The sequence below is a fragment of the Shimia biformata genome, from assembly GCF_016888515.1.
GTDB lineage: Bacteria > Pseudomonadota > Alphaproteobacteria > Rhodobacterales > Rhodobacteraceae > Shimia_A > Shimia_A biformata.
This window is the reverse complement of the sequence record NZ_JAFEJK010000001.1, coordinates 1,147,823-1,171,760: the sequence shown is the minus strand read 5'-3', so window position 1 is coordinate 1,171,760 and position 23,938 is coordinate 1,147,823. Positions and strand designations below refer to the sequence as shown.

Here is a 23,938-nt window from a genome sequence, read left to right as displayed (position 1 = left end):
GGTGCTTCTAGGGAACGCCTTGCAGCATCATCGGGGGTTTTCATGTTTACGCCAGCCATCACCGGAACCGGAGTGTTCACACCGGAAAACGTCATCACTAATGACGAGCTGGTCCTGGCCTTCAATGCCTATGCCGACCGGGTGAACGAACAGAATGCCGCCGCCATTGAAGCCGGCGACGTTGAGCCGGTCCCGCATTCCTCTACTGAGTTCATCGTCAAGGCATCCGGTATTGAGCAGCGTTTCGTGATGGACAAGGAAGGGGTGCTGGACCCCGAAGTAATGCACCCCAAACTGCGCGAACGGTCAGATGACGAACCGGGGATCATGACCGAGATGGCGCTGGATGCCTGCCAGAAGGCACTGGCTCAGGCGGGGATCGCGGCGGATGAAATTGACCTCGTGATCTGCGCGGCATCCAACCTCGAACGTGCTTATCCCGCTGTGGCAATCGAGATTCAGCAAGAACTGGGCGCAGGTGGGTTTGCCTTTGACATGAACGTCGCTTGTTCCTCGGCCACGTTCGGCATTCAGGCTGCGGCGGACATGATCCGGTCCGGTTCAGTGAAAAAGGCCATCGTGGTCAATCCCGAGATCTGTTCGGCCCATCTGGAGTGGCGCGACCGCGATTGCCATTTCATCTTTGGCGACGTTGCAACGGCGACTGTGCTGGAACGGGCCGAAGACGCAAAAGGCGGCTATTTCGAGGTGCTGTCGACACGCTGCGCCACCCAGTTCTCCAACAATATCCGCAACAACAACGGCTTCCTGCGCCGTACCCGCCCCTATGGCCTTGAGGACCGGCGCGACATGCAGTTCATGCAGAACGGACGCAAGGTGTTCAAGGAAGTGCTGCCGATGGTATCGGCCCACATCCTGTCGCACATGGAGGAAGAGGGAGTTGCGCAGTCCGACCTGAAGCGGGTCTGGCTGCATCAGGCGAACAAGACAATGAACGATTTTATCGGCAAGAAGGTCCTTGGTCGCGAACCGGAACCGGGCGAACAGCCCAACATTCTTCAGGACTACGCCAACACCTCGTCCGCGGGTTCAATTATCGCCTTTTCGAAATACAACGAGGACTTCGCCGCCGGCGAGTATGGGCTGATTTGCAGCTTTGGCGCAGGGTATTCGGTTGGGTCAGTGCTGGTGAAACGGCATTAAGGGTATGGCAAATATGAACTGCTATTAATTGCAGGTATCAGAAATATTCCTGTAATAAATAGTAGTACCTTTACGCCAAAACTGCGGAAAACCCCACCTTACACTGCCATGGCTTCGCACTAGACTCTTCGTCGTGGCTACGGGTTCAAGTACGCCGGTTCCCCAGATTGGCAGAGCCCGGTGCAATCCTGCTGGACAGGAAAGCAGTCGCATCCCACGCCTGTCGTGGGCTGACTGGTCCGGTAATCCGGATTGGTTTCCGTGAGTGATTTGATCAGTTTCGGGTGCCTCGGTGAAAGCCGGGGCACCCTATTTTCAGGTCATGTCCGTGGTGATGGCCGCGACAGTTTCTGACGCACCGACGGCATCCCCATTTCCTTCTGGATGATGACCTCGTCGGACCCCATTTGGCGCAGCGGATCGGGCAATAGGCCGATGCTCATTGCGAGCGCCGCCAGTTCCGCCCTGTTTCCCAACCCGGTTTTGCGCATGACGGCCTTCATGCGCTGGCGTACCGCAGAAATCGAGACGCCCAGCGCCTCGGCGATATGTTTGTCCTGATAGCCATTGCCAATCAGCTTGAGCAATTCGCTTTGCTTTGCGGACAAACGGTTCCGCTCAGGGAATTCGTTGGCAAAATGCATGACAAAATGCTGGTGTCCCATCAAAGCGGCTGTCTGCAGTAACCAGCCGTGATTGCGGATGATGACCTGCATCTCGCGGCGCGAATGATTGCCGGAGAACGTGATCAGAGCAGCCTGCGGCGGCGCATGTGCGCGCAGAGGAATCGAAAATCCCGCACGAATACCCCGCCGCGCGGCTTCCCGCAGGACATGGACGCGTTTCTCGGGGATGTGCCGGTATTCATCGACAAATTCGAGCCCCACGGCAATAGGCGTCAAATAGTGCATCGCATGGGTGCGGAAATATGACCATTTCTGAACGTCGGGGTCCTTGTTCAGGTCATTGAGCCACGTGGAATCATAGGACGTCCGAATAAAGGTGGTTCGTTTCCAATCGGCATAATTGCTGGCGGTGATGAAGTCGATGAAAGGCAGATTGAGCGTCTGCCCCAACCGGATAATCAACTGCCAGACTTCTGACGAATGCCGCGTTGCCTCGAGATCGACCAGGAACTCCTGCAGCAGTTCCGGCACGTGACGTTCAGCGTCAATCAGCTCGCGGCGTGGCGGCAGGGGTTGCATCAGGTCTCGGTTTCCTCTTCCAGATGCAGCTTCATTTCGACCAGGACCTGTTGCAGGGCCAGCGTCTCTTTCAACAGGCGCTTGGCCTCATTCACGGTGATGATGCCGTCTTCGATCGACTGGTGGTACTCGGCCATCAGCATGCCGAACCGTTGGCTCAGCGCGATAACGTCGGTATTGACGCCGCCCTTGTCACTGTCGTTGCGCCGACGGTCATCATAAGACAGGGTTATGCCATTGAGATCGGCCAGCGCCGAGGTGACATGTGGAAATGACGCGGCCTCTTCCAGCGCGGCAACCGCATCGACCGGCATGAAGCGGTCGGCATGTTCATCGTGGTCCGAATAATAGCGGCCCAGGGTCGCCTTGGACTTGCCCGTCAACGTACACGCCGCTTCGATGCCGACATCTTTGACAAGGGCCTCTGTGTGTTTTTTCAGGTAGCGCCCCATGTCCGCCATGCCTTCACTCCCACGCGTCATTCAAGTCCAAAAACGGGGAATGGCCCCGGTCGTTTCCCATTATAGGCTTGCGGCAATATTGTCATTTGTAAAGTGTTCCCAGTGTTTTCGGGAATAATGACGAGTGTCCGGCCATCCCAAGGCCGGGTCTTGTTGCCCCGGGGCGGCGCCACGAAACTCGGCGGTGCGTCCCTAGGATCGGGACAAGGGCGCCTTTGTCCATCCCCAGAGGCCCTGCCTCGCGAATGCGGCTTTGTTCCGGTCCGAACCACCCTTGCAATTACGCCGCTGGGCGGGATAACTCGCGCCATGGCCAAGCTGTATTTCCAATATTCGACCATGAACGCCGGCAAATCGACGGTGCTTCTGCAAGCCTCTCACAACTACCGCGAACGCGGCATGGACACCTATCTGCTGACTGCCAAACTGGATAACAGGGCAGGTACCGGGCGGATCGCGTCACGGATCGGAATCGGGGCAGAGGCGGATACGTTCACGCCTGCCGACGACCTGTTTGCCCGGATCGAGGCCCGGCTGGACGCTGGCCCGATCGCTTGCGTCTTCATAGACGAAGCACAATTCCTGACCGAAGATCAGGTCTGGCAGCTTGCTCGCGCGGTGGATGATCTGAGGGTGCCGGTCATGTGCTATGGTCTGCGCGTCGATTTCCAGGGCAAGCTGTTCCCGGGCTCGGCCGCACTTCTGGCGCTGGCAGATGAAATGCGCGAGGTGCGCACGATCTGTCATTGTGGAAAGAAGGCGACGATGGTGGTGCGCATGGGTCCCGACGGCAAGGCACTGAAGGAAGGCGCGCAGGTACAGATCGGCGGCAATGAGACCTATGTCTCGCTCTGCCGCCGTCATTGGCGCGAAGCTGTCGGGGACGCGGCCCCGGCCTGAAATCAGACCGCGTTCGGGAGCGGTTCTTTTCGCTTGAAGGCGACAAGATTGGCCACCGACATCAACCCCATACCTGTCCGCACTTCAAGGGCGGCGGTGCCCAGATGCGGCAGAAGCGTGACGTTGTCCAATGCCCGCAAAGCGTCGGGCACATCCGGTTCGTGTTCATAGACATCCAACCCGGCTCCGGCGATTTCACCCGATTTCAGCGCCTGCACAAGCGCGCCCTCATCGACGATTTCGCCTCGCGCGATGTTGATGAAATGGGCATGAGGCGGCATCGCGCCGAAAACCTCAGCACCAATCAGGTGTCGGGTGTTGCCGCCACCGGGCAAGGCCACGACCAGAATGTCGACCCGCGCCGCAAGATCACGCAGTTCCCAGTGCCGGGTGGCGGGAAACGGCAGGTCTTTTTCTGAGCGGTTGAAGTAATGCACAGCCATGTCGAACCCGAAGTGGCAGCGCTTGGCGATGGCCTGACCGATCCGGCCCATGCCGACGATTCCAACCGATTTCCCCGTCGCATGAAGGCCAAGCATCTGCGTCGGGGTCCAGCCCGTCCATTGGCCGGAACGGACCAACCGATCGCCCTCGGCGGCGCGGCGCGCACTCATCAACAAAAGCGTCAGGGCAATGTCGGCAGTTGCGTCTGTCACCGCACCGGGGGTGTTGGTCACAACCACGCCAGCCTTTGCGGCCGCGACAGTATCAATATGGTTATACCCGACGCCGAAATTCGCCAGTATCCGGCACCGCGCGGTCGGCACATCGGCAAAGACATCGGCGGAGAACGCGTCGCCGAGTGTTGGCAAAACCGCATCGAAGTCACGTAGCGCTGACCGCAACTCATCGTTGCTCAGCGGTAAATCGTTGTTGCGTACCGTGACATCGAACTCGGTTCGGGCGGCGTCGATCACTGCGGCAGGCAGCGGTCGCGTGATCAGCAGCTTCATCAATGCATCCTTCCGCCGCTCGGCACCGGGCTGTCCGGTCCGATCAGAACAATCTCTCCGTTTTCATCTGGCAGGCCGAGAACCAGGATCTCGGACATGAACTTGCCGATCTGACGGGGCGGGAAATTCACCACCGCCATCACCTGCTTGCCGATCAACGTCAAGGGATCGTAATGCGCGGTAATCTGGGCCGAGCTTTTGCGTATCCCCAGTTCTCCGCCGAAGTCGACCCAAAGCTTGATCGCCGGTTTGCGCGCCTCAGGATAGGGTTCGGCATCGACAACCGTGCCCACACGAATGTCGACCTTGAGGAAGTCGTCGAAACTGATATCACCCACCAGCCAGCTCCTTCGACCGGTTTGTTGCCGCCGCAACGGTTTTTCCGATTAGCGCCGGAAGCCCGGTTTCAGGGTCCATAAGCACCTCTAGCCCCGCCTGCGTGGTTCCATTCGGGCTGGTGACATTGACGCGCAGTTGCGCTGGAGTTTCGTCGGCGGCCTCAGCCAGCGCCCCTGCCCCGGCCACCGTCGCCTTTGCCAGCGCCATGGCAAGCTCGGCTGGAAGGCCCTGGGCTTCGCCCGCCGCGGCCAGCGTTTCAATCATGTGAAAGACATAAGCCGGGCCCGAGCCGCTGACCCCGGTGACCGCGTCCATCTGGCTTTCGCTGTCCAACCGCACGACCTGCCCAACAGCCGACAGAAGCGCCTCTGCCAGATCAAGCTGCGCGGCGCTGGATTGCGTGTTGCCAATGATGGCGCTGATGCCGCGCCCCACAGCGGCGGGTGTGTTCGGCATGGCGCGGATGATCGGGGTCTTGTCCCCCAGCATGTCTTCGTAAGTGTCGATGCCTATTCCCGCTGCAACAGACAGGAACAGCGTGTCGCCATTGCCCATAGGCTTCAGGACCGGCAGCGCGTCCGCCATCATCTGCGGCTTCACGGCGATCAGCACGATCGCGGGTGCTGCGGGCAAGTTTTCGTTTATGTGGACTCCGGTGGCTTTCAGCCAGTCTGATGGACGTGGGTCCATGACCCACACCGATGCGGCAGGCAGCCCGCCGTCAAGCCAGCCCTGCAACATGGCCGACCCCATCTTGCCGCAACCCAACAGCACCAACCCGCGCCGCGCCACAATATCCATGTTCATGAATGCCCCCGTCTATCGAATACCGGGGACTTTCTTATGCGCGCCCGTAGGCTTCCGCAATCGCAACCTGTATCGCGTCTTCGGCGCTGCGCTCGCCCCATGTGGCCAACTGGAAGGCCGGGTAGTAGCGTTCCGCGCTGAGGACGGCGGCATTGATCATCGTGTCGATCTGTTCGGCGCTGGCAACCTGCCCGCCAGCCAGCACCAGCCCGTAGCGGTAAATCATCAGCTTCTGACCGTCCCAGTAGGTGAAAGCACCGGCCCAACACTGGTCATTGACTGCGTTCAGCACCTCGAAAAGCGCGTTCATCCGGCCTTCTGGGGGCTCCATTTCGAAGGAACAGACCAGGCGTAGCGTTTCATCGAACCCAGACCAGGCCAGTGTGATCGAATAGGTTTTCCACTGTCCCTCGACAGCCATGGCGATCTGGTCGTCGGCGATGCGATCGAAGGTCCAGTCGTGGTGTTCGGCGATATGCTCCACGATATCAATCGGGTGCATTTCCTCTTCAAGATAGGATTCTGACAGTGCCATGGCGCCACCTCTTTTTGCTGTTGCGCCGGGGAATGGCAGCGCCCCTAGCGCTTGGTGCCTGCTCTAGGAAAAGCGGCAATTGCCACCTCTCTTACTAGATATGGTGGTCCGTCAGCCGTCATCTGTAAAGCTATATTTCTGTGGATAACGCAATAAGTTGTGGATTGATTACCAAGAGACACAAAAAATGGGCAGGTAAATCACCTGCCCTAATCCTTGCGTTTCCCTTGTGTTTCCCTTGTTCGAAGAGGGTCAACCTGCCGATCTGATGGCAATTCCGGCCCCGTCCACAAGCCCGGCAGTGGGGAACAGGACGACCTTGTCTCCGGCCTGCAATCCGCCCAGAACCTGGGCGTCGATGCCATTGTTGCGTCCGATCTCAACCTCGGTTCTAAGTGCCTTGCCCCCCTTTGCGACAAACACGGCCCAGCCGCCGTTATCCCGGAACAACGCACTGGAGGGAACAATCAGGCTGTCCTTCGCCTCCCAAACGATGATGCGGGTTTCGACACGGAAGCCATGACCCAAACTGCTGCGTGTTTCGGGCGGCCCGGTGAAGGCGACCACCGCGTTCACCCGCTGTTCCTCGACGCCCAGCGCCGAGTATTTGGTGAAGCCCCACGGGTCGATGCGTTCAACTTCTCCGCTCAGCGGCGCGTCCTGCCCCCAATTCGTAATCATCACCCGATCGCCGGGCGTCACTTGAACCGCATCCGTCGACAAAAGCTCGACCACGATCTCAAGATCGCCCTCGGTGTCACCGATCTCAAGGATGGGCGCTCCGGCAGACAGTGTCGTTTCGGATTGCTGGATCACCCTCAGCACCCGCCCAGAGATCGGTGCTCGAATGTTCACAGCGTTGCCGTTTTCAACATCGCTGGCATAGGTGCCTTCGGTGTCAAAGCTGATCAGTCGGGCGCGGGCGGCGTCAAGGTCAGCGATCCGCATCGAGATCGCGGCACGCGCGGTGTCCACGGCGGCCTCTGCCATGCGAAACTGACCTTCTGCCTTGTCCAATGCGGCCTGGGATATGTTGTCGTGCTCGAACAGCCGCCGTGTACGCTCGACTTCCGAATCCGCAAGATCGCGGTCGGCAATGGCACGATTCAGCTCGGCCTGCGCCGCCCGCAGCGCGGCATCGGCAGCGGCAATCGTCGCGCGCACCTGCTCTCGCGAACGGGCGTCAAGCGCATCCGGGTTCGTCGGCAGCATCCGCGCCACAGTTGTCTTGCCGCGTTCGACCATATCGCCGGGTTCCAGGTTGACCCGCAAAAGCCGTCCGGTGACCGGGGCAGACACGACATAGGCATCGCGCACCCTGGTCCGCGCTTCTTCGTCGACCGTCACGATCATGTCGCCCTGCCGGACCGTGCCAACATCCACCATCATCGGCTGCGGCCAGAACGCGGCGACCATACCGGCCCCGACAATCAGGGCTGCGGCAAGGGTCAGGATTCGTCTGGACTGTCGTTTGGCCATGTCATCTACTCTCTGGTCTTAAGTGTCTCGACGAGATCGACTTTCTGAATATCACGTTTCACCAGCCATCCCGACACCAATGACGCAACGACGACAGCTGCCGCCGCCTGCCCATGCGCGACCGGCCTGAACCCGGCGGGGATCTGGTAAAGCTCGGTGCTGAACCCGGCGGCAACGAGAAACCCCAGCGCGTACCCCAACCCGATGCCAAGCGGGATGGCCATCAGCACAACCAGCGCAAGTTCGCCCAGCAGGACAAAAGCGGTTTCGCTGTTGGAAAATCCGATCACTCGCAGCGAGGCCAAGTCACGAGACTGCTCGCCATAGGAAATGCGGGCGGCGTTATAGACGATGCCAAAGGTAATGATCGCGGCAATACCGACCATGACAAAGCGCATCGCGCCCGCACCCTCGTCCATCATCTTCTGCATCGCTTCCCGCGCATCGGTCTGGCGTGACACGCCCGCGACCATGGGCATGCCCTTCACCTTGTCGAAAATCTGCGGCAGTGCATTGGCATCCACCCTGAGATAGGCGCCCGACACGCGGTCAGGTTCCCGCAGGGCGCGGTTCAATGTTTCGATTCGCATGAAGGCGGGCGCGCCCATCAGGGTTTCGGCGATGGACGCAACGGGCAGTGTCAGGACCGGCCTGCGCCCTTCCAACACCTCAACTGTCAGCATCTCGCCCGACTTGATCTGCAACAGGTCCGCAAGCGATTTCGCCAGCACCACGCCTTGTTCCGGCAGGTCGATGGCCTGAACGTCCTTGTCGACGGCCCGGTTCAGCCGCGCCCCTTCCGCCAATCCGGTGATACCTCCGCGATAGGTATACAGCCCGTTGCGCAACACAGCCGACACCGCGCGGGTCGGTTCGACCTCGATCACGCCGGGCAATTGCTGCAACTCGAACACGGTCTTGCCCGACATCGGCTGATAGAAACTGACCTGCATGTCGCTGCGGTCAATCACGCCAAACGTCAGGTCGAGGGATTCGTCGAAACCGGACAACAGCGTGATCATCGCCGCCGACAACGCCATGCCAACCGAAATCCCGATGACCGAGCCCGCGATCCGGCCCGGGCTGCGGATCACCCGGCGCAACACCATGCGGCTGGGTTGGTCAAGCCAGCGTTTCAGACGGACGTTCAACGCGCCGCTGCGCGAAAAATCCGCTGGCGCAGGCGGCCGCATCGCCACTGCCGGGGTCAGGGTGAAGACCCGCCGCAGCACGAAGATGCCGCCGGCCGAGGCCGACAAGACCGAAACGGTGACACCCGACACGAACGCCGCCGGGTCGACGCGGAAGACGAGGAATGGGAAATGGAAATTCGCCTGATAGACTCCCACCATCGACCGCCCGGCCCAGATCCCCAGCACGCAGCCCATTAGCGCCCCCAGAAGCGCTATCAGCACAACCAATTTGAAATAGTGAACTGACACCTCAAGGTCAGTATAGCCAAACGCCTTGATCAGCCCGATCTGCTCTCGTTCAGCCTGAACAAGCCGGGTGACGACGATGTAGAGCAGAAAGGCCGCAACGCCCATGAAAATCGGCGGCACCGCGGCGCTGGTCGAGCGCAGTCCGTCGATCTCATCCGAAATGAAGCGGTTCGACATGTGGTCCTTCAGCCCATAGGCCCCTAGCCCGCCGAACTGCGCCAACTCCCGGTCGGCCGCGGCAAGGACCGGTTCAAGTTCCGCCCCACGCTCAAGCGACAGCAGCGCCTCGTTGAACGCGCCTTTCATGTCGAAGGCGGCGGCCATGGCGTCCTCGTTCATCCAAAGAACGGCAAAGCGGGTCACATCCGGCACCAGTTCACCGGGCGCGACGGCAACAAGAAACTCGGGAGATTGGGCAATCCCGACCACCGTGAACGTCCTGCGGGCACCGTTCATCGTGGCCGAAAGCTGCGCGCCAAGAGGAATCTCATGGGCATCCGCGAAGCTTTTCAGCAGCAACACCTCGTCAGTGCGCCCCGGCGCCAGCAAACGGCCCGCCGACAGGTGAACATCGTTCAGCTTCGGTGCGCCGATCTGCGGCAGGGACACGGCCTGGGCGCGGACCGGCAGATCCTGACCTTCCATGTCAAGAAGCGCGCCGCCGGTGATCCGACCCTCGACCGCTCCGACCCCTTCGATGGCCGACAATCGGTGCAGCACGTGTTCGGGCGCACGGGTCACGGGTGCGAAAATCTGCGCCAGACGTGAGCGGTCGTAATAGGTCTGGCGGGTCTCGTCGAGCGAGGCGACCATGCCCGACATCATCACCTGCAACAGCACACCCACCGCGACAACGGCGGCAATGGCCCCAGCCTGCCCCTTGATGCGCCACAGATCGCGCAACAGTTTCCGGTCAAGCGCCCGCATCATCCGTCACCACTTGATCTCGTCAGGATCGAGCCGCGTGTCGTTGGTGGTCACACTTCGGATCGCACCATCGGCAAAGTTGATTACCCGGTGCGCCATACCGGCCGTAGCGGCGGCGTGGGTGACGATCATCACGGTTGCACCCAGCTTGTCGTTCACGTCGCGCAACACGCGCAGCACCGCACGCCCCGTCGTCGAATCCAGCGCACCGGTCGGTTCGTCGCAGAACAGGACCGTCGGATTCTTGGCGATGGCGCGCGCAATGGCGACACGCTGTTGTTCGCCGCCGGACATCTGCGCCGGAAAATGGTCCATCCTCTCGCCCAGTCCGACAAGGCGCAGCGCCTCGTCCGGGTCCATCGGGTCATCGGCGATCTCGGTGACCAGTTCGACATTCTCGCGCGCGGTGAGAGAGGGCATCAGGTTATAGAACTGAAAGACGAACCCGACGTGGTCGCGCCGATAGAGCGTCAGTTCGCGGTCGGACATTTCCGTCAGGTTCTGATCTTGAAACCACGCCTCGCCCTCGGTCGCCCGGTCCAGCCCGCCAACAATGTTGAGAAGTGTGGATTTGCCCGACCCGGACGGCCCCAGAAGGACAACCATGTCCCCCTTGGGAATATCCAGATCGACACCGCGCAGGGCATGAACGGCAGCCGGGCCACTGCCATAGACCTTTGTCAGCCCTTTGGTTCGGAATGTGAATTCCGCCGCCCCATTTCCGTCCTTGGCCATGGAACACTCCAATCAGCCGCGGATCAGATCACCGTCCCCACGATTTCCCGGGAATCTGAACCCCTGTCGTTACTTCTTGGCGCCTTCTAGCGCCTCGATCCGCGCTTTCAGCGCCTCGTTTTCTTCGCGGGCTTTCTGCGCCATCGCGCGCACCGCGTCGAATTCCTCGCGCGTGACAAAGTCGCGGTCGGCAAGCCAGCGATCCATCATCGACTTCATCGCCGTTTCCGCCTCTTCCTTGGCGCCCTGAGCCACGCCCATGGCGTTGGTCATCAATTGCGAAATGTCGTCCATGATCTTGTTACGGGTCTGCATCGCTCTCTCCGCTTTTTGCGTCTGTCCTTATATGGGCTTCGCATCCGATATTCACAAGGTTGACTTTCCCCAGCCGCCAAAGGCACAGAGTCGCATATGTTGGCCATGATCCCCTTTCCCGATATCTCGCCCGAGCTGTTTTCCTTCACCGTCGGCGGCTTCGAATTTGCCCTGCGCTGGTATGCGCTGGCCTATATTGTCGGCATCCTTGTTGCGTGGTGGATCATGGCGCGGACGGTAAAGCGCGATGCGCTTTGGCCGGGCGACAGGAGCCCGATGAGTGCCCCTCAGGTCGAAGATTTCCTGACCTGGGCCATCATCGGGGTGATTCTGGGCGGGCGGCTTGGGTCGGTCCTGTTTTACAACCCCGGTTACTACTTGGCCCATCCCGGCGAAATCCTGCAGGTCTGGAAAGGCGGCATGTCCTTTCACGGAGGGTTCCTTGGCGTAGTCATCGCGGCCTGGATCTTTGCCGGGCGGAACAATATCCCGAAATTGGCGATCTCGGATGCGCTGGCCTTGTCGGTGGCGCCTGGATTGTTCCTTGGCCGGATTGCGAATTTCATCAATGCCGAATTGTGGGGTCGCCAGACCGACATGCCCTGGGGCGTGGTGTTTCCTGGCGAAGCGGCGCAGGATTGTGGCCAGCTGACCGCACTATGCGCCCGCCACCCTTCACAGCTATACGAAGCGCTGCTTGAGGGGCTTCTTCTGGGCGGATTGCTGTTGTGGATGGCGTGGCGGCGCGGGGCGCTCAAGAAGCCCGGCCTGATTGCGGGGCTGTTCTTTGCCGGTTACGGCGTGGCGCGGTTCCTTGTCGAATTCGTGCGGCAGCCGGATGCCCAGTTCGTTTCCGAAGGCAATCCGCTGGGACTGGCTGTTCACGTCGGTGGAATCGGCCTGACGATGGGACAGCTTCTGTCCCTGCCGATGATCGCGGCTGGCCTTTGGCTGGCAATCCGGGCGCAGAAGCAATGAGTGCCATGCTGGAGCATCTCAAGGCGCGGATCGCTTCGGGCGGACCGCTGCGGGTCTCGGATTACATGGCCGAATGTCTGCTGCACCCTGAACATGGCTATTATACCACCCGCGACCCTCTTGGCGCGGCGGGCGATTTCACCACTGCCCCCGAGATCAGCCAGATGTTCGGAGAACTGGTGGGTCTTTCGCTTGCGCAGGCGTGGCTGGACCAGGGTTCGCCGTCACCATTTGTCCTGGCCGAGCTTGGTCCGGGACGCGGCACACTCATGGCAGACGCCCTGCGTGCCACCGCCCGCGTGCCAGGGTTTCATGACGCCGCTCAGGTGATCCTGGTCGAGGCGTCGCCGGCGCTGAGGCTCAAACAGGCCGCTTTACTGGGGGATCGCCCCACATGGATCGACGATGTCGCTGACCTGCCGGACCTGCCCCTGTTCCTTGTCGCCAACGAGTTCTTTGACGCCCTGCCCATCCGCCAGTTTCTGCGCGACGGAACGGCTTGGCGCGAACGGCTGGTTCATGACGAGGGTGGCGCTCTGGGTTTTGGCCTTGGGCCGGCAGGCGATCAGCCCGGCCTGTCGCATCGGCTGGTTGACACGGAAGACGGCCAGTTGGTGGAGATCTGCGCTCCGGCCCAGGCTATCGCCGCCCAGATCGGCGCGCATATCCGCGACCATGGTGGCGCGGCACTGATCATCGACTATGGCGACTGGCGCAGCCTTGGTGACACCTTGCAGGCGCTGGAGGCGCATGAGCAGGTCGATCCGCTGGCAAATCCTGGCGCGACGGACCTGACCGCGCATGTCGATTTCGAGGCGATCGCGCTTGCGGTTCCTTGCAAGTACTCTCGTCTGACCCCGCAGGGTATTTACCTGGAACGGCTGGGCATCACCCAGCGCGCGCAGGCTCTGGCCAAACACATGTCAGGCGCTAGACTGGAACAACACGTTGCCGCGCACAGACGCTTGACCCACCCGCATGAAATGGGAAACCTGTTCAAAGTTCTTGCCCTCTTCCCCGAGGGCGCCTCACCCCCGCCGGGATGCCTGCCATGACGCTAGAAATCCTGATGTCCGACACGCTGAAACCGCTGCGCCACGGGTTCTTTACCCGCAAGGGCGGCGCATCGTCTGGCGTCTTTCACGGGCTGAACTGCGGCGCGGGAAGCAGCGACCAATCCGACATCGTGGCGATCAACAAGCGCCGGGTTGCCGACGCCATGGAAGTCCTGCCCGAGAACCTCGTTACCATTCATCAGGTGCATTCGGCCGATGTGGTCACAATCGAAGAACCGATCGTGGGCGAACGCCCCAGGGCCGATGCCGTCGTCACTGACAAGCCGGGACTGGCGCTGTCGATCCTGACTGCCGATTGCCAGCCAGTCATCTTTGCAGACCGCGAGGCTGGCGTGATCGGCGCGGCGCACGCCGGGTGGCGCGGGGCGCTGGAAGGCGTGCTTGAGGCCACCATCGAAGCGATGGAGAAACTGGGCGCCAGCCGCGCCAACATCACCGCCGTGATTGGCCCGACCATCAGCCAGTCGGCCTATGAAGTGGGCCCCGAATTTCTGGACGCTTTCTTGCAGGACGACGCGGAGAACACCCGTTTCTTTGCCAATGGCAAAAGCGACCGAATGCATTTCGACCTGCCTTCCTATGGTTTGCACCGGCTGCGCAGCGCCGGTATCGGCCACGCGGAATGGACGCGTCACTGCACATATTCCGACCCCGAAAGGTTCTATTCCTACCGTCGGTCGACCCATGCGAAAGAAGCCGATTACGGCCGTTTGATCTCTTCCGTCCGGCTGTAACACAGCTTTGGTTCATGGCTTTTGCCTGATGCAAATGCCCCCAAAACACCCGCTTCTTTCTTGGAATCAGACCAATCCTGCCCCAACTCTGCCCGATTCCGGGACCAGATTTGACCCAACGGACAATGAAGGCCCCAAGAATAGGGCACAGAAGGAGAAACGGACATGACCAGCAATTCGCGTTTCATCAAATCGGTTCTGACCGCGGCAAAATCGGACGTTCCGGCTATGCCGTGGGCCCGTGGCGCACACCGAAAAGCGTTCATCGCACGTCGCAGCGGCGCCGAAGTCCTGAAGAAAACCGCCTGATCCGACGCAGCCGCGTAAGGGACGAAAAAAGGCCGCCCCATGGGACCGGGGCGGCCTTTTTCGTGTCTTGTGCCCGACGCAGGTCAGGCCTGCCGAGCAAGTCTTTCCTCAAGCACGTCGAATGGCACGCCGGGTTCATCCTTGGCGCCACGGATCACCAGCGAGGTCTTGACCGACGCGACGTTTTCCGCCGCCGTCAACTGCTCGGTCAGAAAGCTTTGGAACGTTGACAGGTCGGGCGCGACGCATTTCAGGATAAAATCCACCTCGCCGTTCAGCATGTGGCACTCGCGCACCAAAGGCCAATCCCGGCAACGTTTTTCAAACGCGTTCAGATCGGCCTCGGCCTGGCTTTGAAGCCCAACCATGGCAAAAACCTGAACCTCGAATCCCAGTTCGCGGGCATCTACTTCAGCGTGGTAGCCGCGGATCAGCCCGGCCTCTTCCAGCGTGCGCACCCGGCGCAGACAGGGCGGCGCCGAGATTCCGACCCGCTTGGCCAGTTCAACATTGGTCATACGCCCGTCAGCCTGCAACTCGGCAAGGATCTTGCGGTCGATGGGGTCTAGACGGGTTCCGGCCATGGTTTTCTCCGTTGAGATTTGCGGTTGTTATAGCACCGCGCCATAGGGACGCAATATTATTTCGTGTTAGCGCAACATCCTTTTGCATCCACTGCGAACCGGGTGCCCAATGCAAGCCCGGTATGCATTCTGCATGCGTCGAAATCGCAGGGTTTTATCGCAGGCCGGGGATGTCTATATCCGTTCCTCGACTCGAATTGCCAACAAGCCAACAACAAGGGGGCCACCCATGGCCGACACGCGACACACCAAGGTTCTGATTATCGGCTCCGGTCCGGCAGGTTACACCGCCGGCGTCTATGCCAGCCGCGCCATGCTGAGCCCGATCCTTGTCCAGGGCATCGAACCGGGTGGCCAGTTGACCACCACCACCGAGGTCGAGAACTGGCCCGGAGACACCGAAGTTCAGGGCCCGGACCTGATGGTCCGAATGGAAGCACATGCAAAGGCGATGGGCTGTGAGATCATCGGCGACATCATCACTGACCTCGACCTGTCCAAGCGCCCTTTCACCGCCAAGGGCGACAGCGGCACGATCTATACCGCCGACGCCGTGATCCTTGCCACCGGAGCGCGGGCGAAATGGCTGGGGCTCCCGTCGGAAGAAAAGTTCAAGGGCTTCGGCGTTTCTGCCTGCGCCACGTGTGACGGGTTCTTCTATCGCGGACAGGAGATCGTGGTGATCGGCGGAGGCAACACGGCCGTCGAAGAAGCGCTGTTCCTGACCAACTTCGCGTCGAAGGTGACTCTGATCCACCGTCGCGATGAGCTGCGCGCCGAAAAGATCCTGCAGGACCGCCTGTTGAAGCATGAAAAGATCGAACCGCTGTGGTTCCACACACTGGAAGAGGTCATCGGCGCGGATAACCCGATGGGTGTAACCGGCGTGAAGGTGAAAAACGTTCAGACCGGCGAGATCTCGGAAGTCCCTTGTGCCGGAGTCTTTGTGGCGATCGGCCATGCACCGGCATCGGAACTGGTGAAAGACCAGCTTGAGCTGCACAATGGCGGCTACGTCAAGGTCGAGCCGGGCAGCACGCGCACCTCGATCCCGGGCGTCTTTGCCGCCGGCGACCTGACCGACCATATCTATCGCCAGGCAGTCACGTCAGCGGGGATGGGCTGCATGGCAGCACTGGACGCCGAAAAGTTCATCGCCGAGCAGGAATGACATCCGCCAAAACCTGCGCATATGCGGAACGACATCCCATGAACGGCCACCGCAAGCGGTGGCCGTTTTCTTTTGCTGTGCCGATCGGCAACACCTCGCCTTCGTGACAAGTTGTCTCTTTCAAACACAGGGCGAAGGTGACATATGTTCACACGTGAACACACTTTGAGTCCGGCCCTATGTCGCAGTCGAAAACAAAATCTGAATTTGCAGAAGAGGATCAACTGTTCCGCCTTCTGCGCCAGATCGACCTGACGCCTGACGCCACTCAAAGATCAATGGCCGCGGCGCTGGATGTGTCGCTTGGCCGCCTGAATGCACTGCTCCGCGCTGCCACCGATGCCGGCCTCGTACGCATCGGCGACCGCGACAGCAGTGATCGACGCCAGCGGATCGCCTATCAGATCACATCTCGTGGTGCCGCTGAGAAGAACCGCCTCACCGACCAGTTCCTTGCCCGGAAATTCGCCGAATACGACGCGCTCCACGCAGAGCTGACGGGCACCTCCACAGGATTCGCCCCCTTAAAAAATAGGACCAAACTGATGCAGAACAACCTTGCTCCGATCCCCGAGCTGTATGTGTCATATGACAGCGCGCAAAAGCTGAAAGTCGAAGCCGCCGACCTGACCAGCTGGGACCTGACCCCGCGCCAGATCTGCGACCTCGAGCTTTTGATGAACGGCGGCTTCAATCCGCTCAAAGGGTTCCTGAGCGAAGCCGATTACGACGGCGTCGTCGAGAACATGCGTCTGGCGGATGGCACGCTCTGGCCGATGCCGATCACGCTGGATGTCAGTGAAGAATTCGCTTCCTCGCTGGAACTGGGTCAGGACATCGCGCTGCGCGATCAGGAAGGCGTGATCCTTGGCACCATGACCGTCACGGACCGCTGGGAGCCGAACAAGGCCCGAGAAGCCGAAAAGGTCTTTGGCGCCAATGACGATGCGCACCCTGCCGTGAACTACCTGCACAACACTGCGGGCAAAATCTATCTCGGCGGTCCTGTGACCGGCATCCAACAGCCTGTCCACTATGATTTCCGCGGTCGCCGCGACACCCCGAACGAATTGCGCGCATATTTCCGCAAGCTGGGCTGGCGCAAGGTCGTCGCTTTCCAGACCCGCAACCCGCTGCACCGCGCGCACCAGGAACTGACCTTCCGCGCCGCCAAGGAAGCGCAGGCCAACCTGTTGATCCATCCGGTAGTCGGCATGACCAAACCGGGCGACGTCGACCACTTTACCCGCGTGCGCTGCTACGAGGCAGTTCTGGACAAGTACCCGCAATCGACCACCACGATGTCCTTGCTCAATCTGGCGATGCGCATGGCCGGCCCGCGCGAGGCCGTCTGGCACGGGCTGATCCGCGCCAACCATGGCTGCACCCATTTCATCGTTGGCCGCGATCACGCCGGCCCCGGCAAAAACTCGGCGGGCGAAGACTTCTATGGCCCCTATGACGCGCAGGACCTGTTCCGCGAATATGAAGAGGAAATCGGCCTCAAGATGGTCGACTTCAAACACATGGTCTATGTCCAGGAGCGCGCACAATACGAACCCAATGATGAGATTGAGGACAAGGACAACGTTACCATCCTGAACATCTCGGGCACCGAGTTGCGCCGCCGTCTTCAGGAAGGGCTGGAAATCCCCGAGTGGTTCTCGTTCCCTGAAGTGGTCAAGGAATTGCGCCGCACCCGGCCGCCGCGCTCGAAACAGGGCTTCACCGTGTTCTTCACCGGCTATTCAGGTTCCGGTAAATCCACCATCGCCAATGCGCTGATGGTCAAGCTGATGGAGATGGGCGGGCGTCCGGTCACGCTGCTGGACGGTGATATCGTGAGGAAAAACCTGTCGAGCGAGCTTGGCTTCTCGAAGGAACACCGTGACCTGAACATCCGCCGGATCGGATACGTCGCATCGGAGATCACAAAGAACGGTGGTATCGCCATCTGTGCGCCAATCGCGCCCTATGCCACCACCCGCCGCGCTGTGCGCGAAGAGATCGAGCAATATGGCGCGTTTGTCGAAGTGCATGTCGCCACCTCGATCGAGGAATGCGAACGCCGCGACCGCAAGGGGCTCTACAAACTGGCGCGCGAGGGCAAGATCAAGGAATTCACCGGGATTTCTGACCCCTACGACATCCCCGAGAACCCGGAACTGCGTGTCGAGACCGAGAATGTCGAGGTCGACAACTGCGCGCACCAGGTCCTGCTGAAGCTGGAAAACATGGGTCTGATCGCAGGCTGATCTGCCATCTTCCCCCGAAAAAGCAGAAGGCGCGCGTCAACAATACGCGCGCCTTTTTTGCGTCTGGCTTGACAGTTGATGATCCACTAGCTTCGGCAATCAGAAACAACTTCGACACGAGGCGCGTCTTGCTGGTCGTTTCCCTCTCGACAATACCACCCAGGTTCAAGGGCATTGGGCCAACCCTGAACAGTTTGCTCAATCAAGCCGTGAGGCCGGACCAGATCATCCTTTGGATCCCGCGCGTCTATCGTCGCTTTCCCGAGTACGACGGACATTTGCCACAGGTTCCTGACGGCGTGGAAATCCGGCGCACGGACACTGATTATGGACCCGCAACAAAGGTCCTGCCGGCGGTACAGGCATTTCGCAATCAGACCTGTGAAATCCTGTTTTGCGACGACGATCAGATCTACCCCAAAAACTGGACCAATCGTTTCTTGCAAACTCGCCTTCTGCGGCCAGATGACTGCATTGTTTCGTGGGGGACGCATCTTTGGCAGGAACATGTGCCGTTGCCGACGATACCACGTCCCCTGCCACGCGCGCTGCGCTTCTGGCGCAAGACCGACCCGGCATTCAACCTGCGGCAACTAAAATTGAAGCTGCGCAAAAGCCTGACCGGAACGCCCATGTACGGCAACGGTCGCCGTGCCTATCTCAGGTCCGGCTACGTCGATCTGATCGGCGGTTCGGGCGGTGTTATGATCCGGCCCGAATTTCTGGACGACCCGGACGCATTTGACATTCCACGAAACCACAGCATCGTCGACGACATGTGGCTGTCAGGCATTATGGAAAAACGCGGCGTGCGCATTTGGGTGGATGCTCGGCACGGGCTGATCCGATCCTCGGCGAACACGGAAATAGAAGCGCTGGCCGACCTGAGCGCGCCAGGCGAGATCAGAAAAACAGCCAACCAAAACTGCATCGCTTACATGCGGGACAGGTTCGGTATCTGGCAATAGCCCTTGCGCGGCATTTGCCGCGACACCGCTCAGGCGAAACCGCGTTTCAATGCACGGTCACCGGCGCAAAATCGTTCTGACGCGCCAATACGAAGGCCAGTTTCCGATCCTTCACCAGCGCAAGGCGGTCGCCGTTCTGCGCGTGAACCGCATAAAGCCTCGTCGCGCCCATCGCCTGGTCGCGCAGTTCTTCGGGTAGCTCGTCCACGTTCACTTCCCGCACATAGACGATCCGGTCATTGTCGAGATCGCCGAAATCATACTTGCTGTACATCGTTTACCCCTTCTTGATCGAGATTGTCTGCACCACGGTTTCCGGCTTGGCGCGCGTCAGGTCGATATGCAGCAGACCATTTTCCATGATCGCCTCGCCAACCTCGACACCGTCCGCCAGAACGAAACTGCGTTGAAACTGACGTGCAGCGATCCCGCGATGCAAATAGACGCGGTCCTGCCCGTCATCGCTGTTGCGGCCACGGATCACCAGCTGGCGGTCCTCGATCGTGATGGAAAGGTCACTCTCGGAAAACCCGGCCACGGCCAGAGTGATCCGGTAGGAAAACTCCGAGGTCTGTTCGATGTTGTAAGGCGGGTAACCATCGTTTCCGGCCTTGGCGCTGCGTTCCAGCAGACGCTCAAGCTGTTCGAACCCAAGAAGGTGGGGATGAGTCCCCAAGTTCAGTTTTGTCATCGACACGTCCTTATCAAAGCGACAGTCCAGTACGGCCCCGTTCCGGCGGCCTGATACTTCAGAATATGGGTAAAGCTTTCGCGGGGTGCAAGGGCTTTGCAGAACAAGGTGATAACGCTATCTTGGGGCGCGAAGAATCCCGGAGACTCCCCATGAATGCGCCCAGCGATCTGTCGATGAAGAACGATGATGTGCTGCGCGTTGAGTTAGAGGTCTTTCGTCAGAAACACCGTGATCTGGACGAAGCGATCACCGCGCTTGTTGAACGTGGCACGGGTGACCAGTTGACGATTCAGCGGCTGAAAAAGCAAAAACTGCGCCTGAAGGACATTATCGCCCAGATCGAAGACCGCCTGACTCCGGATATCATCGCCTGAAACGGGTTTCGCCGCATTGCGTCGAGCCGCGAAACGGATATAGTGCGCGCTCTTTCACGCAGAGGCGGACATGAGCGACATCAAGGTGGGAATCATCATGGGCAGCCAGTCGGACTGGCCCACCATGAAACTGGCGGCGGATATCCTGGATGAATTGGGAATCGCGTATGAGGCCAAGATCGTCTCGGCGCATCGCACACCTGATCGGCTGTGGAGCTATGGCAAGACCGCGGCGGACAGGGGATTGCACGTGATCATCGCCGGCGCCGGCGGTGCCGCGCATCTGCCGGGCATGATGGCCTCGAAGACTCGGGTGCCGGTGATCGGTGTGCCGGTTCAGACCAAGGCGCTGTCGGGCGTTGACAGCCTTTATTCCATTGTCCAGATGCCCAAGGGTTTCCCGGTTGCGACCATGGCAATCGGCGCTGCGGGTGCCGCCAATGCCGGGTTGATGGCGGCAGGCATCCTGGCGGTGTCCGACCCGGATTTGGCCGAGCGGCTGGACGCATGGCGCGATGCGCTGTCGGCCTCGATCCCGGATGAGCCCCAAGATGACTGATCCTTTGCGTCCCGGTTCCACCATCGGTATCCTTGGCGGCGGTCAGCTTGGCCGCATGCTGTCGGTCGCGGCGGCCCGGCTGGGCTATCGCACACACATCTTTGAACCCGGAGCGAACCCACCTGCTGCGCATGTTTGCGACCGAGTGACCACGGCAGGCTATGACGACCTTGACGCGCTGCGCGGCTTTGCCGCCTCGGTCGACGTCGTGACCTACGAGTTCGAGAATATCCCCACGGACGCGCTTGACGTGCTGGAAGCACATGTGCCCATCCGCCCCAACCGCGAGGCGCTGCGCGTCAGCCAGGACCGGATGACCGAAAAGGAATTCCTGCGCGACCTCGGATTGAAAACCGCCCCCTTCGCGGCTGTCGACACACGCGACGATCTTGTCGCCGCGATTGACGCGATCGGCACACCCGCGATCCTGAAAACCCGCCGCTTCGGATATGATGGCAAGGGTCAGGCCCGGCTGAACAGCAAAGATGACATCGACACCGCAATCGCGGACATGGCGGGCGCACCTTCGATCCTGGAAGGATTCGTCGATTTCAGCCACGAGGTTTCGGTCATCGCCGCGCGCGGCATCGACGGGGAAGTCGCCTGTTTCGATCCCGGCGAGAATGTCCACCGTGATGGCATCCTGCACACAACCACCGTCCCGGCGCGCCTGAGCGCGGGCCAGCGGACCGACGCGGTGCTTCTGGCCGCCCGTATCCTGAACCAGCTTGATTATGTCGGTGTCATGGGGGTTGAATTGTTCGTCACGTCCGCGGGCCTTGTTGTGAACGAGGTTGCTCCGAGGGTTCACAATTCGGGCCACTGGACCCAGAACGGCTGTGCCGTGGACCAGTTCGAACAGCATATCCGCGCCGTGACCGGCCTGCCACTTGGTGACGGTCAGCGATATGCAGACGTGGTCATGGAAAACCTGATCGGTGATGACATGGACCAGGTGCCACAAATCCTGCGCGAGCGGGACGCGGCGCTGCATCTTTATGGCAAGGCCGAGACCCGCGCCGGTCGCAAGATGGGTCACGTGAACCGCATCAAGCGCGGCTGATCAGCCGGTCAGGAACCGCCGCGCCACTTCGCCCGACATATGGGTGATTTCGCCCCCTGTTATGGTGGCCCCGGCGCGGCGTGTCTCTGGGTCGATCACCACGAGGTCGGCACGTTTGCCGGGTACAATCTGACCACGATCATCAAGGCCAAGGATTGCCGCCGGACCTTTCGATACCAGCCGCCAGGCTTGTGCCAGATCGCAGACGCCCTCATCCGCCAACAGGAATGCCGCCTGAATCAGCGTAGGATAGTGATAGTCCGAAGCCAGCGCATCACCGATCCCCTGCCCGATCAGGTCGCGGGCGGACACGTTCTGTTTGTGCGACCCGCCGCGAACCACGTTGGGCGCGCCAAGAATGACCGGATCGCCTGCGGCAGATGCAGCAGCAGCGGCTTCTTGGGTTTCGGGAAACTCGGAAATTACCACCCCGCGCGCGCGCCACATGTCGCGGTCGGCGGCAGACTGATCGTCATGGCTGCCCAGCCGCACCCCGCGCGCCAGCAAACGCGCCGCCAGCCCCGCAACCGCCTCGGGTACTTGATCACCCACGCCATGCAGAGCCTGCAACAGCGCCAGATGCGCCTCGGGTGAACGGCCACTTTTTAGCGCCTGCCCCGTCAATCGGGGCGGCTTCTTGCCCTTGCTCAGCGCCGCATGCGGCAGGTGGTCGTTGAAGACCACATAGGGCACCTCATGGGTCGTCACGGCATCCTCGAAAGCGGCGTAGTCGTCTATCAAATGCGTTTCCAGACGCAGCTGCACCCGGATATCGGTCAGCATCCGGGTCCGCGCCAGCGCCTCCAGAAAGGCACGCGCGAAGTCTGGTCCGCGCATGCCGCCTTCCCATGACCAGAACTGCGCAAGAACCGCCGTGGTTATACCGTTTGCCGCCAGTTCCGCGTCGCAGGACCGTAGCCCCACTGACAGATCTTTCATTGCGCCGCGTCGAGGCGCGAGATGGCGCTCGAACCCATCACCGTGCATGTCGATGATGCCGGGCAGGATCAGGAATCCTGACAAATCGACCTCGCGGCCATCGTTTTCGGAAATGCGGCCGTCGGCGATGGATACGGGCTCTTGGCGAAAACCATCTGGCCGCAAAACGTCGGCCCCGGTCAGGCGCAGCTTCATCACGGTTCCTTCTGCCGGCACAGGCCCAGCGCACAAGTGTCCTGACCGATCTCTTCGCCACCGAGCCAGAACATCACGTCCGACCAGCTGAGATGGTGATGGAAATGTCCATGCTGAAGGAAATACACAACTTCGCCGATCACCACCGGGTTATTCATCATGAATGTATGGGTGACAGGAAGAACGATATGGTCCGCCATGCCCGCCACGCGGGTCGACGCAACCGAGACCTTCCCATCATCTGGCCCTTCGATCAGGCCAGAGAAGAACGGATTGAGTGACCGGTTCCCGGCGATCACCCCGACTTCATAATCCACCGGCGGCAATCGACGTGGTAGCCCGTCCGTGCCAAGCTGCATCCCCGCCGGACCGTTCAGCCACTCAAAGACTTCAAGGTCACCCAGTACATCGACCAACTCGGAGCCCTGGTTCGGTGGCCCCAGCATCACAACCCGGCCCAACGCCTCTGGGCGCGTGTCCGTCAACCATTGCCGGACGAGGATGCCCCCCATGGAATGGGTCACGAAATGCAGTTTCTCACCCGGTTCCAGCTGGCACGCCTCCTGCGCTGCCGGAAGTGTTGGCGCGACGAGGTTCTCGACCTTGTCGGTTGTTGACTCATATCCCGGCCGGATCACGCGGTATCCCGCCTCTTCCAGCGCAAGTTCCATGATAGCAAATGAGTTTTCCGTCCGCGCCAGCCCGTGCAGCAACACCACGCAATCGGCCATGGCCGGTAGTGGCAGAAAAGCAAGAAGAAGGGCAAACGCGCGCATG

At 60.5% G+C, this 23,938-nt stretch carries 27 protein-coding genes; 12 read left to right on the top strand and 15 right to left on the bottom strand.

All coding sequences use genetic code 11. The features are described 5' to 3' along the window. Nucleotides 1-42: 42 nt before the first annotated feature. Nucleotides 43-1,164 (top strand): beta-ketoacyl-ACP synthase III, encoded by a 1,122-nt coding sequence (locus JQ863_RS05745; protein WP_204113354.1) that lies wholly within the window; start codon nucleotides 43-45, stop codon nucleotides 1,162-1,164. A 320-nt stretch (nucleotides 1,165-1,484) separates the two neighbouring features. On the opposite strand, the gene JQ863_RS05740 is transcribed toward JQ863_RS05745, so the two are convergent. Both JQ863_RS05740 and JQ863_RS05735 read right to left on the bottom strand, forming a co-directional pair. Next, a complete protein-coding gene (locus tag JQ863_RS05740) occupies nucleotides 1,485-2,369 on the bottom strand; it encodes a helix-turn-helix transcriptional regulator (RefSeq protein WP_204113353.1) in 885 nt (294 codons plus the stop codon). Then, nucleotides 2,369-2,830: a hypothetical protein gene (locus JQ863_RS05735; protein ID WP_204113352.1), complete on the bottom strand. Its 462-nt coding sequence runs from the start codon at nucleotides 2,828-2,830 to the stop codon at nucleotides 2,369-2,371. Before JQ863_RS05735 ends, JQ863_RS05740 begins: the two co-directional genes overlap by 1 nt. A 309-nt stretch (nucleotides 2,831-3,139) precedes the next feature. Here JQ863_RS05735 and JQ863_RS05730 point away from each other — a divergent pair, with 309 nt between their 5' ends. Further along, nucleotides 3,140-3,730 (top strand): thymidine kinase, encoded by a 591-nt coding sequence (locus tag JQ863_RS05730; RefSeq protein WP_204113351.1) that lies wholly within the window; start codon nucleotides 3,140-3,142, stop codon nucleotides 3,728-3,730. A gap of 2 nt (nucleotides 3,731-3,732) precedes the next feature. Here the strand turns inward: JQ863_RS05730 and JQ863_RS05725 are convergent, their stop codons facing one another. The 8 genes from JQ863_RS05725 to JQ863_RS05690 all read right to left on the bottom strand — a co-directional run bounded on the left by JQ863_RS05725 (nucleotide 3,733) and on the right by JQ863_RS05690 (nucleotide 11,262). Next, complete coding sequence (locus JQ863_RS05725) at nucleotides 3,733-4,683, bottom strand: 2-hydroxyacid dehydrogenase (RefSeq protein ID WP_204113350.1); 951 nt, start codon at nucleotides 4,681-4,683, stop codon at nucleotides 3,733-3,735. Then, complete coding sequence (locus tag JQ863_RS05720) at nucleotides 4,683-5,021, bottom strand: tRNA-binding protein (RefSeq protein ID WP_204113349.1); 339 nt, start codon at nucleotides 5,019-5,021, stop codon at nucleotides 4,683-4,685. The genes JQ863_RS05725 and JQ863_RS05720 overlap by 1 nt, the downstream gene beginning before the upstream one ends. Continuing rightward, on the bottom strand, nucleotides 5,014-5,829 hold the full coding sequence (proC, locus tag JQ863_RS05715; protein ID WP_204113348.1) for a pyrroline-5-carboxylate reductase: 816 nt from the start codon (nucleotides 5,827-5,829) through the stop codon (nucleotides 5,014-5,016). Before proC ends, JQ863_RS05720 begins: the two co-directional genes overlap by 8 nt. A 34-nt stretch (nucleotides 5,830-5,863) precedes the next feature. After that, the gene (locus tag JQ863_RS05710) at nucleotides 5,864-6,364 is read right to left on the bottom strand and encodes a type III secretion system chaperone family protein (RefSeq protein ID WP_204113347.1); all 501 of its coding nucleotides are present in this window, start codon (nucleotides 6,362-6,364) and stop codon (nucleotides 5,864-5,866) included. A gap of 252 nt (nucleotides 6,365-6,616) precedes the next feature. Next, the gene (locus tag JQ863_RS05705) at nucleotides 6,617-7,843 is read right to left on the bottom strand and encodes an efflux RND transporter periplasmic adaptor subunit (protein WP_204113346.1); all 1,227 of its coding nucleotides are present in this window, start codon (nucleotides 7,841-7,843) and stop codon (nucleotides 6,617-6,619) included. A 5-nt stretch (nucleotides 7,844-7,848) separates the two neighbouring features. Next, nucleotides 7,849-10,215: an ABC transporter permease gene (locus tag JQ863_RS05700; protein ID WP_204113345.1), complete on the bottom strand. Its 2,367-nt coding sequence runs from the start codon at nucleotides 10,213-10,215 to the stop codon at nucleotides 7,849-7,851. A gap of 3 nt (nucleotides 10,216-10,218) precedes the next feature. Further along, nucleotides 10,219-10,947: an ABC transporter ATP-binding protein gene (locus JQ863_RS05695; RefSeq protein WP_204113344.1), complete on the bottom strand. Its 729-nt coding sequence runs from the start codon at nucleotides 10,945-10,947 to the stop codon at nucleotides 10,219-10,221. 69 nt (nucleotides 10,948-11,016) lie between these two features. Next, a complete protein-coding gene (locus JQ863_RS05690) occupies nucleotides 11,017-11,262 on the bottom strand; it encodes an accessory factor UbiK family protein (protein ID WP_204113343.1) in 246 nt (81 codons plus the stop codon). 96 nt (nucleotides 11,263-11,358) lie between these two features. On the opposite strand from JQ863_RS05690, the gene lgt reads away from it, so the two are divergent. From lgt to JQ863_RS05670, 4 genes are all read left to right on the top strand, one after another. Then, nucleotides 11,359-12,240, top strand: a complete 882-nt coding sequence (gene lgt, locus JQ863_RS05685) for a prolipoprotein diacylglyceryl transferase (RefSeq protein WP_204113342.1) — start codon at nucleotides 11,359-11,361, stop codon at nucleotides 12,238-12,240. Further along, nucleotides 12,237-13,295, top strand: coding sequence for a class I SAM-dependent methyltransferase (locus tag JQ863_RS05680; RefSeq protein WP_204113341.1), 1,059 nt, complete (start codon nucleotides 12,237-12,239; stop codon nucleotides 13,293-13,295). Before lgt ends, JQ863_RS05680 begins: the two co-directional genes overlap by 4 nt. Next, nucleotides 13,292-14,050: a peptidoglycan editing factor PgeF gene (gene pgeF / locus JQ863_RS05675; RefSeq protein ID WP_204113340.1), complete on the top strand. Its 759-nt coding sequence runs from the start codon at nucleotides 13,292-13,294 to the stop codon at nucleotides 14,048-14,050. The genes JQ863_RS05680 and pgeF overlap by 4 nt, the downstream gene beginning before the upstream one ends. Before the next feature lie 165 nt (nucleotides 14,051-14,215). After that, nucleotides 14,216-14,359, top strand: coding sequence for a hypothetical protein (locus JQ863_RS05670; RefSeq protein ID WP_204113339.1), 144 nt, complete (start codon nucleotides 14,216-14,218; stop codon nucleotides 14,357-14,359). An 83-nt stretch (nucleotides 14,360-14,442) separates the two neighbouring features. On the opposite strand, the gene JQ863_RS05665 is transcribed toward JQ863_RS05670, so the two are convergent. Next, nucleotides 14,443-14,943, bottom strand: coding sequence for an Lrp/AsnC family transcriptional regulator (locus JQ863_RS05665; RefSeq protein ID WP_204113338.1), 501 nt, complete (start codon nucleotides 14,941-14,943; stop codon nucleotides 14,443-14,445). Between the two features lie 229 nt (nucleotides 14,944-15,172). Between JQ863_RS05665 and trxB the strand changes: the two genes are divergently transcribed. The 3 genes from trxB to JQ863_RS05650 all read left to right on the top strand — a co-directional run bounded on the left by trxB (nucleotide 15,173) and on the right by JQ863_RS05650 (nucleotide 19,337). Then, nucleotides 15,173-16,114, top strand: coding sequence for a thioredoxin-disulfide reductase (trxB, locus tag JQ863_RS05660; protein ID WP_204113337.1), 942 nt, complete (start codon nucleotides 15,173-15,175; stop codon nucleotides 16,112-16,114). Between the two features lie 179 nt (nucleotides 16,115-16,293). Then, nucleotides 16,294-18,369: a bifunctional sulfate adenylyltransferase/adenylylsulfate kinase gene (locus JQ863_RS05655; RefSeq protein WP_204113336.1), complete on the top strand. Its 2,076-nt coding sequence runs from the start codon at nucleotides 16,294-16,296 to the stop codon at nucleotides 18,367-18,369. Between the two features lie 128 nt (nucleotides 18,370-18,497). Then, complete coding sequence (locus tag JQ863_RS05650; RefSeq protein ID WP_204113335.1) at nucleotides 18,498-19,337, top strand: glycosyltransferase family A protein; 840 nt, start codon at nucleotides 18,498-18,500, stop codon at nucleotides 19,335-19,337. A gap of 46 nt (nucleotides 19,338-19,383) precedes the next feature. Here the strand turns inward: JQ863_RS05650 and JQ863_RS05645 are convergent, their stop codons facing one another. Together JQ863_RS05645 and JQ863_RS05640 are read right to left on the bottom strand one after the other, a co-directional pair. Further along, on the bottom strand, nucleotides 19,384-19,611 hold the full coding sequence (locus JQ863_RS05645) for a DUF1150 family protein (RefSeq protein WP_204113334.1): 228 nt from the start codon (nucleotides 19,609-19,611) through the stop codon (nucleotides 19,384-19,386). Nucleotides 19,612-19,614: 3 nt separating this feature from the next. After that, nucleotides 19,615-20,028, bottom strand: coding sequence for an Hsp20 family protein (locus JQ863_RS05640; protein WP_204113333.1), 414 nt, complete (start codon nucleotides 20,026-20,028; stop codon nucleotides 19,615-19,617). Between the two features lie 152 nt (nucleotides 20,029-20,180). Between JQ863_RS05640 and JQ863_RS05635 the strand changes: the two genes are divergently transcribed. From JQ863_RS05635 to JQ863_RS05625, 3 genes are all read left to right on the top strand, one after another. Beyond that, entirely contained in the window at nucleotides 20,181-20,405 is a 225-nt protein-coding gene (locus tag JQ863_RS05635) for a YdcH family protein (protein WP_204113332.1), read from the top strand. A gap of 70 nt (nucleotides 20,406-20,475) precedes the next feature. After that, nucleotides 20,476-20,964, top strand: coding sequence for a 5-(carboxyamino)imidazole ribonucleotide mutase (gene purE / locus JQ863_RS05630; RefSeq protein ID WP_204113331.1), 489 nt, complete (start codon nucleotides 20,476-20,478; stop codon nucleotides 20,962-20,964). After that, nucleotides 20,957-22,027, top strand: a complete 1,071-nt coding sequence (locus JQ863_RS05625) for a 5-(carboxyamino)imidazole ribonucleotide synthase (protein WP_204113330.1) — start codon at nucleotides 20,957-20,959, stop codon at nucleotides 22,025-22,027. Before purE ends, JQ863_RS05625 begins: the two co-directional genes overlap by 8 nt. Here the strand turns inward: JQ863_RS05625 and JQ863_RS05620 are convergent, their stop codons facing one another. Beyond that, nucleotides 22,028-23,161 carry an alpha-D-ribose 1-methylphosphonate 5-triphosphate diphosphatase gene (locus JQ863_RS05620; protein WP_204113329.1) on the bottom strand — a complete coding sequence of 378 codons (1,134 nt, stop codon included), beginning with the start codon at nucleotides 23,159-23,161 and terminating at the stop codon, nucleotides 22,028-22,030. It lies immediately after the preceding gene. Next, nucleotides 23,161-23,937 (bottom strand): alpha/beta hydrolase, encoded by a 777-nt coding sequence (locus JQ863_RS05615; RefSeq protein WP_204113328.1) that lies wholly within the window; start codon nucleotides 23,935-23,937, stop codon nucleotides 23,161-23,163. Before JQ863_RS05615 ends, JQ863_RS05620 begins: the two co-directional genes overlap by 1 nt. Between the last annotated feature and the right edge of the window lies 1 nt (nucleotide 23,938).